General features: G+C 41.6%; 13 protein-coding genes. All 13 read right to left on the bottom strand.

Annotated elements, in window-relative coordinates:
- Position 1: 1 nt before the first annotated feature.
- Complete coding sequence (fliP, locus tag Q9312_RS01870) at positions 2 to 757, bottom strand: flagellar type III secretion system pore protein FliP (protein ID WP_353961549.1); 756 nt, start codon at positions 755 to 757, stop codon at positions 2 to 4.
- A complete protein-coding gene (gene fliO / locus Q9312_RS01865) occupies positions 747 to 1,175 on the bottom strand; it encodes a flagellar biosynthetic protein FliO (protein WP_309202826.1) in 429 nt (142 codons plus the stop codon). Before fliO ends, fliP begins: the two co-directional genes overlap by 11 nt.
- Positions 1,175 to 1,561, bottom strand: coding sequence for a flagellar motor switch protein FliN (gene fliN / locus Q9312_RS01860; protein WP_309202825.1), 387 nt, complete (start codon positions 1,559 to 1,561; stop codon positions 1,175 to 1,177). Before fliN ends, fliO begins: the two co-directional genes overlap by 1 nt.
- Positions 1,554 to 2,564 (bottom strand): flagellar motor switch protein FliM, encoded by a 1,011-nt coding sequence (gene fliM, locus Q9312_RS01855; protein WP_309202824.1) that lies wholly within the window; start codon positions 2,562 to 2,564, stop codon positions 1,554 to 1,556. The genes fliN and fliM overlap by 8 nt, the downstream gene beginning before the upstream one ends.
- 2 nt (positions 2,565 to 2,566) lie before the next feature.
- Entirely contained in the window at positions 2,567 to 3,076 is a 510-nt protein-coding gene (locus tag Q9312_RS01850; protein ID WP_309202823.1) for a flagellar basal body-associated FliL family protein, read from the bottom strand.
- A gap of 284 nt (positions 3,077 to 3,360) precedes the next feature.
- Positions 3,361 to 4,821 carry a flagellar hook-length control protein FliK gene (locus Q9312_RS01845; RefSeq protein WP_309202822.1) on the bottom strand — a complete coding sequence of 487 codons (1,461 nt, stop codon included), beginning with the start codon at positions 4,819 to 4,821 and terminating at the stop codon, positions 3,361 to 3,363.
- A gap of 254 nt (positions 4,822 to 5,075) precedes the next feature.
- On the bottom strand, positions 5,076 to 5,393 hold the full coding sequence (locus Q9312_RS01840) for an Hpt domain-containing protein (protein ID WP_309202821.1): 318 nt from the start codon (positions 5,391 to 5,393) through the stop codon (positions 5,076 to 5,078).
- Positions 5,394 to 5,500: 107 nt separating this feature from the next.
- On the bottom strand, positions 5,501 to 7,192 hold the full coding sequence (locus Q9312_RS01835; protein ID WP_309202820.1) for an ATP-binding SpoIIE family protein phosphatase: 1,692 nt from the start codon (positions 7,190 to 7,192) through the stop codon (positions 5,501 to 5,503).
- A gap of 22 nt (positions 7,193 to 7,214) precedes the next feature.
- Positions 7,215 to 7,514: an STAS domain-containing protein gene (locus Q9312_RS01830; RefSeq protein ID WP_309202819.1), complete on the bottom strand. Its 300-nt coding sequence runs from the start codon at positions 7,512 to 7,514 to the stop codon at positions 7,215 to 7,217.
- Positions 7,515 to 7,702: 188 nt separating this feature from the next.
- Positions 7,703 to 8,737, bottom strand: a complete 1,035-nt coding sequence (locus Q9312_RS01825) for a protein-glutamate methylesterase/protein-glutamine glutaminase (protein ID WP_309202818.1) — start codon at positions 8,735 to 8,737, stop codon at positions 7,703 to 7,705.
- Complete coding sequence (gene cheD / locus Q9312_RS01820) at positions 8,737 to 9,378, bottom strand: chemoreceptor glutamine deamidase CheD (protein WP_309202817.1); 642 nt, start codon at positions 9,376 to 9,378, stop codon at positions 8,737 to 8,739. The genes Q9312_RS01825 and cheD overlap by 1 nt, the downstream gene beginning before the upstream one ends.
- Positions 9,378 to 10,193, bottom strand: a complete 816-nt coding sequence (locus tag Q9312_RS01815) for a CheR family methyltransferase (protein WP_309202816.1) — start codon at positions 10,191 to 10,193, stop codon at positions 9,378 to 9,380. The genes cheD and Q9312_RS01815 overlap by 1 nt, the downstream gene beginning before the upstream one ends.
- 14 nt (positions 10,194 to 10,207) lie before the next feature.
- On the bottom strand, positions 10,208 to 12,739 hold the full coding sequence (locus tag Q9312_RS01810) for a methyl-accepting chemotaxis protein (RefSeq protein WP_309202815.1): 2,532 nt from the start codon (positions 12,737 to 12,739) through the stop codon (positions 10,208 to 10,210).
- Positions 12,740 to 12,768: the final 29 nt, after the last annotated feature.

Below are 12,768 nucleotides of genomic sequence, written 5' to 3'. Positions count from 1 at the left end.
GTCACCCAAAACTATTTGCTAATGTACCAACAATAAGCGCCCAACCATCAATTAACACAAATAACATAATCTTGAATGGCAACGAGACAATCATCGGCGACAACATCATCATACCCATCGCCATTAAGATACTCGCGATAACAAGGTCGATAACAAGAAATGGAATAAAAATTAGAAACCCAATTTGGAAAGCGGTTTTTAGCTCACTAGTAATAAACGCAGGAACCAATATCGTAAAAGGTACGTCGTCATACTGGCCCGGTTGTATGGCATGCTCGGCTATGTCAGCAAACATCATCAAATCATTTTCTCTCACTTGCGCTAACATAAATTCACGAAAAGGCCCTTTTGCAATTTCTAGCGCTTGAGTCGAGGTTAATTGTTCGTTTAAATAAGGCTGAATGGCTTCGTCATTTACTTGATTAATGACTGGCGCCATAATAAATAAGCTTAAGAATAAAGTTAGCCCAATTAATATTTGATTTGATGGTGTTTGTTGTAGGCCCAGTGCTTGTCGTAAAATCGCAAACACCACAGAAATTCTTATAAAGCTGGTCATCATAATGACAATGGCTGGTAAAAACGTCAGCAATGTCATCAATATCAGAATTTGTAACGTTACCGAGTATTCTTGAGCACCTTCGGGTGTCGTTACCATTTTCACCGCAGGTAAAATTCCAGAGGTCTGCTGCGCAAAGGCCGGTAAAGCAAAGAAGATGCAAATGACCAAAAACGCTTTGCTCAACTTAGACATCATCAGATTTCCCCATCGCTTTTTTTAGCTGACTTTTAAATGCCTCTTGAAAGGTCGGACGCTGAGCACTCTCTGATTGCTCTAAACAGTCAGTCGATAGTTCTTCAATTTTTGAAATATTCTGAGCCGTCACGCCAAGTAATAAAACCTTTCCATCTACTTCAACAACAATCAAACGCTCTTTTGCGCCTAGCATAAAACTGGACTTAAGTTTGATTAAGCTGTTACGACCAAGGTTTTGACCACTTAACTTTCGTAGTAGCCAAGCACACGCGAAAATCACTAATAAAATAAACAGTAATGCTACACCGACTGACATCAATGAATTAGACGCCGAAGGAACCGTTGCCTTCGTCTCTGATGCAGAAAATAACGGCGTAGTAACTAAAAAAGCGAACGTGTAGAAGGCAAGTTTCATCATTATTTTAACTTTTTAATGCGTTCACTTGGGCTCATCACATCGGTCAAACGAATGCCGTACTTCTCATTAACAACGACCACTTCGCCATGAGCAATCAAGGTTCCATTAACCAAAACGTCTAATGGCTCTCCAGCAAGTCGATCGAGCTCCACGACAGAACCTTGATTCAATTGCAATAAGTTACGAATGGCAATGTTGGTTCGGCCCACTTCCATCGAAAGCGTCACAGGAATTTCGAGAATCACATCCAGGTTCTCATTATTTAAAGGCTTACCTTCGTCCTTTAAATTCTCCAAGGGAGCGGACTCTGTGTCATCTTGTTCTGCCATAGCAGCAGCCCATTCATCAGCCATTTCATCCTGATTCACATCATTTTCTTCAGTCATCACTTATATCCTCAATTAATGCTCGGGTGATGTGCCCTCTTGGTATTTGCTCAATGATTTGTAACGCCGCTTTATCTTTTGACTGCCCATATTTCGCACGGAATGATGGAAGACCGCCAACATCAACCACGACTTTTTCGGGCAATTCAATTGGGATGATATCGCCGGCTTTAAACTTCATAACTTCTTTCAAAGTGACTTGTTTGTGCAACAAGGTTGAGTTTAATTCAACTTCAGCACTCATCACCTCTTCTCGTAATGCTTCGGTCCAACGCGAATCAACATCATCTCTATCACTTTGAACACCAGCATCTAACTTTTCGCGAATGGGCTCTATCATGGAGTAAGGCATGGTTACATGAAAATTACCGCCGCCTCCGTCTAGCTCGATATGAAAGCTACAAACCACAACCACTTCAGATGGACTAACAATGGTTGCCAGTGCCGGGTTAACTTCTGAGTCCATATACTCGAAGTCGACTTTCATCACAGGAGACCATGCTTCTTTTAAGTCAATGAATGATTGTTCCAGTAAAATTTGGATGATACGGCGTTCCGTCGGAGTAAATTCTCGACCTTCAATTTTTGCGTGAAAACGACCGTCTCCACCGAAGAAGTTGTCAACTAAAATGAAAACTAATTTGGCTTCTAGAGTGAAAAGTGCCGTTCCCCTTAATGGACGGATACGGACCATATTGAGAGAAGTAGGAACGAACAAGCTATGAACATATTCACCAAACTTGATCATTTGAATTCCATTAATTGAAATGTCAGCACTACGACGCATTAGGTTAAATAAACTAATGCGCATGTGTCTCGCGAATCGCTCGTTGATCATTTCAAGCGTCGGCATCCTTCCACGGACAATACGATCTTGTGAAGTAAAATCGTAAGGCGTTGCCTCACCAGGCGCTGACGCCGTTTCATCAACTTCAATGTCACCGTCATCGACTCCATGGAGTAATGCATCTATTTCATCTTGACTTAATAAATCAGTAACCATATCTATTGCATCACAAAGCTAACGAATAAAACTTTCTCAATATGCTCAGCTCCCTCAAGAGTGACCATGGTTTGCTGCGCCGTTTTCAGACAATCTTGCTGAAGTTTCTGTCGACCTTCTGGGGTAATAATTTCATCAGCATTAGCGCCGCTAACCAAAGTGAGCAAGTCATTCTTTAACCGTGGCATATGCTTTTTAACGACATCTTCAGACTCAGGGGAGCGCACGACAAAGCTCACTTTAATTTGCACCATTCGATTTCGAGAATTTCCAGATAACGGAGAAATAATCGCTTCAGGAACACCCACGTATATGGCAGGGCCCTTTTCGGGCTCTTGTTGCTGTTCTTCACTCACCTCTTCTTGCACAGGCTCATCATCTCCACCAAGAAACAACCAAGCCGCTATGCCTCCGCCGATCAAAACGACGGCAGCTGCAATGATAATAATGAGCTTTCCTTTGCCCCCTTTCTCTTCAACATCCAACTCTAATTCTTGTTCTTCTTCAGCCATATTCTGCTCCTGTCGGTGAATGGCTTATCTCTAGAAATAACTTTACATGCTCTTCTGCAAGGTTAGTGCCAGAAAAAAAGCCATACATTAATCTTTTAATATCAATAGGTTAATGAAAAGCGACGAATATTTGACGGGTATATTCAGACAGTTGGAACTAAACTTCTTAACCTGCCAAAGTTTCGGCGCAAGCGATCAGCTTCAAATAAGTATAGAAGTTAGCGAGAAGTTTGATGGCAAAACCCAATACAAAAATTTGCTTGGGTTTTGAACATTGAAAAAGGTTAGGCGAATAGGTCGAGCAGTCCTTGTGGCTTAATGGTCGACATTGAGCGTTGCTCACTTATCTCATCAACACTGCCGCTTGGCTGCTCGGTGAAACTCTCTGAATTAGAATCACCTTCTCGGTGTTGTGAATTATTCTGCTTCACGTCAAACTGCGACAGATTAATTCCTTGCTGCAAAAGCATTTCTCGTAGTCGATCTTGATTCATTTCGAACAGATCTCGAGTTTGAGCATGTTGCGCTTGCACGACGACTTGAACATCGCCTTGATTATGCGAAACTCTTAAGGTCAATGGTCCTAACTCTTTAGGGTCCAGCTGTATCTCTGCCTGTTCAATGCCTTTAGCACTCATCCAGTTAACCATTTGACTAAAGTTTCCTTGCCAGCCCTTTTGATGTAAAACGATTGGCGCGGCCAATGGAGCCACGGTCTTGGTCGCTGAAGCCGACGGATCCTTCGCTGCCATGAATGAATTCAGAGGATCGGTGAAATTAGAAGGCTTTGTCGCTTCATCAGTGGCTTGAGTTGATTTAATTGAAGACTCAGTGGCCGAGCGAATAATCTGCTCAAACACTTCCTTTTTTCGCATCGCTTCATTGATTGTTTGTTTATCAAGAGAAATACCATCGACGAGTTGTCGAGGATTATTGCTCAATTTGCCAGAATCTGATGAAGCTTTTTCAAGCATTTCACGTAACCCGACGAGTGATGTTTTCTCGCCTGGTTGTGTTTTTACTTCAAGCTGATTAAAGAATGCCTGACCGATCTGACTAGCACCGGCTTTGTAACCATCTATATTTTGAATAGATACATCCTTCAACTTACTATTCAACGGGAACAAACCCGAAGGCGTTAAAGATTCAGCTAAAGCGCCTTTGTTTTGAATTGCCTCTTTGTTTTGAATAATCTCTTTACTTTGAGCCGAGTCTTTAAGATGGGTGAACTCTTTAGTATGAATTGGAAGGTTAATTTGACCGCTTAAACCGTCGGACGAGACACTAACCTCGCCTTTCGATGTTAAGTTTATCCCGTTAAGTAGCTCTGCATCATCTATCTCGGTTAAAAGTTCACTCGCCGCGTCACCACTTTGAAGAGTGGATGAGCCCACTTGCAGCTCAGAAACAGACTCTTGCTCTAATGCAATTTGTTCGGCAAAAGCTTTACCCTTGCCACTATCATTATCCAACAACCGTTCTAACTGCTCCAACGGCAAGGATTTGCCGTTTTCAAAAATGACTTTATTGATAAAATCATTACCAGAGCTCCCTTCAAACTCTCCATCGGCCGCTACCGTTGCTGAGTACTCTATTGCAACGCTTTTTTGATTCGAAGTTAAATACTCTCTAAATTTCAAAGAGTTAGCATCCCCGACAGAAGAGCCACGCGTACTCAATGACGACTCACTGGCGCTCTGATTGCTGCGATTTGTATCAAAAATTTGGCTGATTATGTTTGCCACTGGCAACTCCCAACTAGCATTGAAAACAAGACTAAGTGAGATGAATGCAAACAGAGTACCAAGTACGAAAAACTAGGAAACAGAACAGATTACTACGAACAGTGAGGCTGGAATATTAAGGTCGGATAATTTAGGGCAGCGAAATAGCTTCAATTAATTTACTAATATCTAAGCAATGATTAGTTGAACGTGAATGGAACGTTTCGAGCGGTATAGCGGCTTCACCCATCAGCCGCCGGACATTGAATTTATCTCTAAACCGATCGAATAATACTGACGGCTTGTTCAAAAAGCTGCTCAATCTGATCTAAAAGATCGTCAGCCCCCGAAAGATCATTGGCTTTTCCTGCACTTTCGAGTAGTTGACACTTCTCGGCCAGTTCCAAGGCACCTAAATTACTACTTGCCCCTTTGATACTATGAGCTTCGCGAGCAACGGTATCTGCATCTGATTCAACAATCGCTTGTCGAAGGTTACTTAAATGTTGCCGATTATCAATATCAAAAGCGCTCACAAGCTCACCAAAGTCGGCACCAAGTAACTCTTTTAACTGTTCTAAGGTCTCTCTCATAGTCAATTGCTCAACATGCCCTTGTTTAAATTTTTAAAACTGAATAACTTGTGCGAAAGTTATAAAGCCACAGTATGAATGAGAATGGTTCAATCATGCAACAGTAATTAAACTTCTTCAACTTGCCATTTGTAAACGACTTTTACACGACTACCATTATCGAAGAACTCTATTGACTCAGCTAACTGGTTGATCAGTGGATAACCTCTTCCACTCAAATATTTTTCATCAAAGCTATTTTGCAGTTTGTTGTAATCAAACCCATCACCACTATCGCAAACTTCAATAACTAACCGCCCACCTCTTTCAATGTTCTCATGTTCCATGCTGATCTTGACATAACCATCAGATAATTCTTTGATTCTCTTTTCACGCTGCCGATAATATTCAGCAAATCCGTCAGCCGACTTTTTCAGTTCTGAACTTAAACCTAAAACACCGTGTTCAAAACTGTTTGAGTACAGCTCGGTTAAGATGGTTAAAACTTGCGTTCGATAGCTGCGTAAGCTGCCTATCTCCATTAAATGCTGAGAAAGCGCCGGTAAGGGGTTAAAACTTTTTAACGACTCTGGTCCTAATGTAAGAACAAATGAAGAATCACTGGGCCCTGAAATGTGAAAATGTCCAGCAACCTGATTAAAAGATTCATAATTAAGTTCTTCGTGATTCTTTACTTCGATGTAGGTAATATCATCACCCTGCTCCATCTCTCCGACGAAGGATTTAATGGCCTTTTTAACGGTGGAGAATCCGCGACCTTCCGTTACTGATTCGCATAAAGCAACAAGCAACCTATCTCTTCCAAAAAGCTCGCCTTCAGCATTTTCAGCTTCTATAACTCCATCAGAGTAAACAAATAAGCTCTGGCCATGTTCAAAGCTTCTTACATCTAAATTTATCTTAAACTGTTCTTCTGACAATATCCCCAATGGTAAATGGTTGGATGGTAACTCTTGTACTTCACCGCTTTTTTTATCCAAAATATAAGCGTCTGGGAGACCACCATTCCAAAGTTTCAAACTGCTTTCTTCGAAATCAATTTCTGCCATTAAACCACAGCAGAAGAAGCCCGTTGGTAAGATTGCATGTAATCTGGAGTTTAACTCTTGCACAATTTCATAGAGCTCGAATCCTTTAGCCGTCATTCCAAAAAAAATATCACTCGCGGGCATTGCACCAATAGATGCGGGTAAACCATGTCCGGTGAAGTCACCAAGAAAAACATTAATTCCGCCCAAAGGACGCTTTGCTGCAAGCAATATGTCACCATTAAAAATTGACATTGGTGAGACTGCGTATTGTATATAGGGTTCGGCTAGAGCTCCTTTATGGGCAATATTATCGAAGATCTTTTTTGCAACTTGCTGCTCTTGAATCAAATGTTCGGTATGAAACTCAATCTCTTGCTTTTGTTTGATGACCGTCTCGTATAGATTTTTAGCTCGCTGAAATGCAGAAATTTTGGCTTGCAAAATTACTTTGTTAAAGGGCTTGGTAAAAAAGTCATCACCGCCAGACTCGATGCATTTAACGAATGAATCATTTTCAGATAACGATGTGATAAAAATAATTGGGATATAATGGGCTGGATAGTTTGCTTTGACCCTTTGTGCGACTTCGAAACCATCCAACTCCGGCATCATCGCATCGAGCAAAATAATGTCAGGTAGAGATTCCTCGATGCGTTCTAATGCAATAAAGCCGTTTTCTGCTTCTACAACGTGATGACCTTGCGCCTCAACAAGTTTTCTTAAAATCAACCGATCCGTGAAATTGTCCTCAGCGATTAGAATATTCACGAGTTCAACAGTTCACAAGGGTCTAGTCGATCGCGAAGAGCTGTTCAAAATTGGAGATAGAGAGGATTTTTTTGATTTCGCTATTTGCATTAACGATATGGACTTTTGAATTGTCTCCGCCAGCAAAATCTCGAAGTAGCAACAACATACCCAAGGCTGAAGAGTCTAGGTAAGTGGTTTCTCCTAAATCAATTTTATATTTCTCAGGCTTTTCCGGCAGATCTTCATAGGTCGCTCGAAAATCTTGATGGCAACTAAAGTCGAATTTTCCCGAAACTTTTATGACCAGCTCATTTCCGGACTTGACACTGGATACAGACATGCTTTGACTCCATTACACGAAAATACAAATATCGTTTATCGGTTGTTATAAGTTCTGATTTAATAATAGTTTATCAACGTAAATGCGCAAGAATTTCAAACAATCTCACGCTTAGACGGTTCCGCTCTAACGGCCAACAAAATAGTCAGAAAAACCAGAGTTTATTGTTAATAATCAATTAGATAGCTTTACTTTAGGTGTTTAATAATAGCTTCAGCCATTTTATCAAGTGGGTAAACTTTAGAAACCGCTCCAAGAGCAACCGCCGATCCGGGCATTCCCCATACCACACTGGACTCTTTATCTTGAGCCAAATTGATGGCACCAGCTTGTTTCAAAGCGAGCATTCCTTTTGCTCCATCACTCCCCATCCCAGTCAAAATAACATTCAATGATTTGTCTCCGACGGCGTCTAAAACAGAAAGAAACAATACGTCAACACTGGGACGATGACGATTCACCAACTCAGTCTTTTTGATATTCGCATACAGGCCACTACCGGACTTGCTTACAAAAAGATGATCGTCACCGGGAGCAATATAAACCTTTCCACTCTCCAAGGGCAAGCGCTCTCTGACCTCAATTACTTCGATATCGGTGAGCGTATTCAGTCGCTTGGCATAAGAAGTCGAAAAGACATCTGGTATATGTTGAGTCACAACAATGGGAGGAAGATTCGTCGGTAGGCGGCGGATCACTTCTTTAATGGCTTCGGTGCCTCCCGTCGACGCGCCAATTGAAATAAGCTGGATAGACGTATCGCTGACCGCTTTATACCTTGTTGGTTTAGCCGTCGGTGGCAGATCATTAGGATGTATTCGCGAGCGAGCTGCCGCTTTAACCTTTTCACAAATTTCTTCTGCATAGGAATTTAAGTTGCCTTTGACATCGGTGGAAGGCTTACAAACAAAATCGAATGCGCCTAACTCAAGCGCTTTTAGAGTAACATCAGCGCCCTTTTCGGTTAACGTCGATATCATGACCACCGGCATGGGCCGAAGGCGCATTAAGTTTGCTAAAAATGTAAGACCATCCATCTTTGGCATCTCAATATCAAGGGTAATGACATCCGGTTGCGTCCGCTTTATTTTATCTCGAGCTTCATAAGGATCGGTCGCGACCCCGACTACATCGATTTCGGGATCACTATTGAGTATCTCTGATAACAACAGCCGAATTAACGCCGAGTCATCAACAATCAGAACTTTAATCTTTTTAGTCATTAATCGAACAACTCAATTTCACCCGCAGATTGTGTATCACCCTCAATCTGATGAAGGTAATTATCTTCTCGGCGGATAATGGTGTCGTTATGAAGGTTACGAAGCTTTTTAATTCGAACTATGCCATTCATTGGGTTATAGACCACTTTCCTTGGGCTCTCACCTCCCAAGTCTTTGGCTAATACATTCAATGCCTCTGACTCGACATACTTTAAAATGAATTGAATATTCTTTTCTCCAACATCAGACATTCGTTTAATAACTTTTGAGCCGCCGAAAATCTTAACCTCTAAATAACGACGTTCACCACCATTTCGAATAATGTTGTTGATCAAAAACTCCATTGCAAAGTTTCCGTATCGAGCAGACTCACTAGTGACATTCGTAGGGTCAGATTTTGCCCCCGGAGTAACTGGCAGCATAAAATGATTCATACCACCTATTTGATTCACTCTATCGGTAATGCAAGCGGAAACACAGGAACCCAATACCGTTACAATAAGTTCAGGCGATTTCGAAACATAGAACTCACCGGGTTTTATTTTTGCCGCATACATTTGATTGGAGCGGTCATAATATCGATTGATGTCTTCGAACCCCGGCAATACCTTCTCAGCATCGGGTCGACCAAGTGGAGTCATTAAGACTTCCTCCTAAAAATTGTTTTTCCGATGGGAGTAAAGTAGTTGCCTTCTTGACCAATCGATTCTGAATGCCCAAGAATAAGATACCCACCTAAATCTAATTGTTGTCTAAATCGTGCAATTAATTTTTGTTGTGTTTGCCGGTCAAAATAAATCAGTACATTCCGACAAAATATCACATCAAACCGACCTTTCATTGGCCAGCTCTGCATTAAATTTAATTGTTTAAAGTGAATATATTGCTTAAAACGGTCCTTCACCAACGCGTGGTCGTTTTGAATATCGAACCATGACTTTCTTTTTTCGCTTGCAATAGACTCGATTCTGTCGGAAGAATAAGCTCCAATACTGGCCTTTTTCAGAACTTCTGTATCTAAATCAGTCGCCAAGACTTTAATATCCCAAGACGAACGATCTTTAAGAAAGCTCTCTAGAGTAAAAACGAGTGAATAAGGTTCTTCGCCTGTGCTACAGCCAGCAGACCATAGCCTTACTCGCTTGTCATTTTGATGCTTAACCTTCAACTCATCGATCACTTTACTTTCGATGAATTCAAAATGATGCTTTTCTCTGAAAAAGTAGGTTAGATTGGTCGTTATTGCATTGATAAACTGAATGCCTTCTTCGTGATCCTCTTCTATAAAGCTTAAATAATCACTGACCGCTCTAAACCCTGTTGCTCTCAACCTACGCGCTAATCGACCATAAACCATTTCAAATTTATGATCGCTTAAATTAATACCCGATATGTGCAGCACTGTTTTTTGCACCGCTTTAAAATCATTCCGAGTAAATTCGAATTCTTTAGCCATCGACTAAGTGTCTTCTAGAATTCTTCCCAATCATCGTCTCCACCCCCTACTTGAGGTTGAGCGGCAGGAACATTATTTCGTTTAACGGGAGATTTCAGCCCGCGTTTTCCGACATTATCGTCACCCGTATTGAAGAATCTCATCATTTCTAAAAGGTTCGCACTTTGCTCCTCGAGTGATTCAGCTGACGCTGCAGCCTCTTCCACTAATGCCGCATTTTGCTGCGTCATTTCATCCATTTGGCTAACGGCCTCATTGACCTGTTCAATACCTGATGCTTGTTCCTGTGATGCATTGTCGATGTCATTAATAATTTTTGAAACATCAGCGACTGATGACACAATATCATTCAATGTATCGCCAGATTCAGCAACCAACTTGCTGCCATCCGATACCTTAGTGACGCTGTCTTGAATTAGCTCTTTAATTTCTTTCGCTGCATCGGCGCTGCGTTGCGCTAGGTTTCTCACCTCTGCCGCTACTACCGCAAAACCGCGTCCTTGATCGCCGGCTCTCGCCGCCTCAACCGAAGCGTTCAGCGCTAATAAATTCGTTTGGAAGGCGATTTCATCAATGACACCGATAATATCGGAAATCTTCTTCGAAGAGGCTTCAATCTCTTGCATCGCTTCAACGGTTTTACCAACCACCAAGCCTCCTTTTTCAGCCAACTCTTTCGCATTATCGGCAAGTGTAGAGGCATTCTTGGCATTAGAAGCGTTTTCTCGCACAGTACTGGTAAACTCTTCCATACTCGACGCGGTTTCTTCTAAGCTTGACGCCTGCTCTTCAGTGCGTTGACTTAAATCGGCGTTACCCAGTGAAATCTCCTTCGCAGAACTCGAAACATGGCTACTCGCTTCAATGATCGAAATAACCATCGAGTTAAGTCGCTCAATGGTGGTATTCATTGCTTGCTTTAACGTCTCGAAATCTGGGTCAACCATTTCTTCAATCGGTTTAGTTAAGTCGCCGTCAGAAAGCGACTGTAGGGCATCGCGAATCAACGCAACGGCTCTAACCCGTGGCGTCACATCGGTCGCATACTTGACCACCTTAAAGGGTTTTCCATCCATGTCTAAAATCGGATTATAAGAAGCAGAAATCCAAATTTCTTCACCACTTTTAGTGATTCGCTTGTATTCACCGGTTTGAAATTCACCACGGCCCAACTGTTCCCAGAACTGCTGATATTCCCTTGAGTTCGCCTCAGAAGATTCAACAAATATTCGATGATGTTGGCCAACAATTTCGCTTTCGCGATAACCCAACACATTACAAAAGTTGTCATTCGCCGTCATAATGGTTCCATCCATTTTGAACTCAATAACCGCGTTTGACTTACTAATGGCATGAATTTGTCCAGCAAAGTTGGCAAACTCTTCATCCGCCATCAAATCTTCCCATTGCACACAACTGCCAATTCGATTGCCATCTTTATCCTTTAACGAAAATGCTGTCAGCCGAAATTTGATTCCAGCGACCGTAATATCAGAGCTAAACGGAAGTCGATTTTCATCACTTAAAATTGACCGTTGGTGACTCGGATTCTTATGAAACTCATCGATATTCTTACCAATTAGCTTATCCACATCGAAGCCAGGCAACTCACGTCGTACCTGCGACTCTCGACGCTTTAGTGTTTTGATAAGAGATGGGTTCATATAGGTGATATTGAAATTATTATCAGCCATCATGATATTGACGGTGGCGTTCTCAACCGTTGAAGTAAGTTGTCCAATTTGTTTATTGGCAATTTTCTCTTCGGTAATATCTTCCCATTGCACCGAACTACCAATACGATTACCTTCATTATCTTTCAATGCAAATGCGGTTAACCGGAAATCGAGACCTGCGACATTGATCTCTGATTGATACGGCAACTTACTTTCATCCGCTAACAAGTTTCTCTGATGTGCCGGGTTTCGATGAAAGCGATCGAAGTTTTGACCAATCAATTTATCAACAGAAAAGTCAGGAATCACTGTTCTAAGTTGCGTTTCGCGACCTTTCAACATCGATTGAACGGCCGGGTTCATGTACATGATGTTGCCATCATTATCCGCCATCATGATATTGACCGTTGCATTTTCAACGGTAGAGGCTAGTCGCCCTATTTCGACGGCACGTTTTTTATGCTCAGTAATATCTTCCCACTGTACTGCGTTACCAATATGAATACCCTGTGAATCTCTAAGCGCGAATGCTTTTAATCGAAATGACAGACCAGCAACTTCTATTTCACTCTCATAAGGCAAGTTATCAGGATTAGAGAGCAGATTTTGTTGATGAGCTGGATTTTTATGATACTGCGCAAAATTACTCCCGACGATTGAAGAAACGTTAAAGTTAGGTAGTGCTTCCTTAATTTTGCTTTCACGGCCACGAAGCATTTGTTCTACAGAATCATTCATATAGAGAATCTTGCCGGAGAGGTCCGCAATCATTAAGTTCACGGTGGTCAAATCGACGAGTGAAGATTTCATTAAATCGACTTTTTTATCAGCACCGCTTTCCTGACTGCTTCCAAAAAGTTTTGCTAACATAATATTTCTCCAACAATAAATTTCATTTC

The sequence above is a fragment of the Pleionea litopenaei genome (assembly GCF_031198435.1).
GTDB lineage: Bacteria > Pseudomonadota > Gammaproteobacteria > Enterobacterales > Kangiellaceae > Pleionea > Pleionea litopenaei.
This window is presented reverse-complemented; position numbering and strand designations above follow the sequence as displayed.

What these genes read in the sequence shown, in the direction of transcription:
- fliP (WP_353961549.1), bottom strand. Translation starts at nt 757, where the DNA reads ATGATGTCTAAGTTGAGCAAAGCGTTTTTGGTCATTTGCATCTTCTTT.
- fliO (WP_309202826.1), bottom strand. Translation starts at nt 1,175, where the DNA reads ATGATGAAACTTGCCTTCTACACGTTCGCTTTTTTAGTTACTACGCCG.
- fliN (WP_309202825.1), bottom strand. Translation starts at nt 1,561, where the DNA reads ATGACTGAAGAAAATGATGTGAATCAGGATGAAATGGCTGATGAATGG.
- fliM (WP_309202824.1), bottom strand. Translation starts at nt 2,564, where the DNA reads ATGGTTACTGATTTATTAAGTCAAGATGAAATAGATGCATTACTCCAT.
- Q9312_RS01850 (WP_309202823.1), bottom strand. Translation starts at nt 3,076, where the DNA reads ATGGCTGAAGAAGAACAAGAATTAGAGTTGGATGTTGAAGAGAAAGGG.
- Q9312_RS01840 (WP_309202821.1), bottom strand. Translation starts at nt 5,393, where the DNA reads ATGAGAGAGACCTTAGAACAGTTAAAAGAGTTACTTGGTGCCGACTTT.
- Q9312_RS01830 (WP_309202819.1), bottom strand. Translation starts at nt 7,514, where the DNA reads ATGTCTGTATCCAGTGTCAAGTCCGGAAATGAGCTGGTCATAAAAGTT.
- Q9312_RS01825 (WP_309202818.1), bottom strand. Translation starts at nt 8,737, where the DNA reads ATGACTAAAAAGATTAAAGTTCTGATTGTTGATGACTCGGCGTTAATT.
- cheD (WP_309202817.1), bottom strand. Translation starts at nt 9,378, where the DNA reads ATGACTCCACTTGGTCGACCCGATGCTGAGAAGGTATTGCCGGGGTTC.
- Q9312_RS01815 (WP_309202816.1), bottom strand. Translation starts at nt 10,193, where the DNA reads ATGGCTAAAGAATTCGAATTTACTCGGAATGATTTTAAAGCGGTGCAA.
- Q9312_RS01810 (WP_309202815.1), bottom strand. Translation starts at nt 12,739, where the DNA reads ATGTTAGCAAAACTTTTTGGAAGCAGTCAGGAAAGCGGTGCTGATAAA.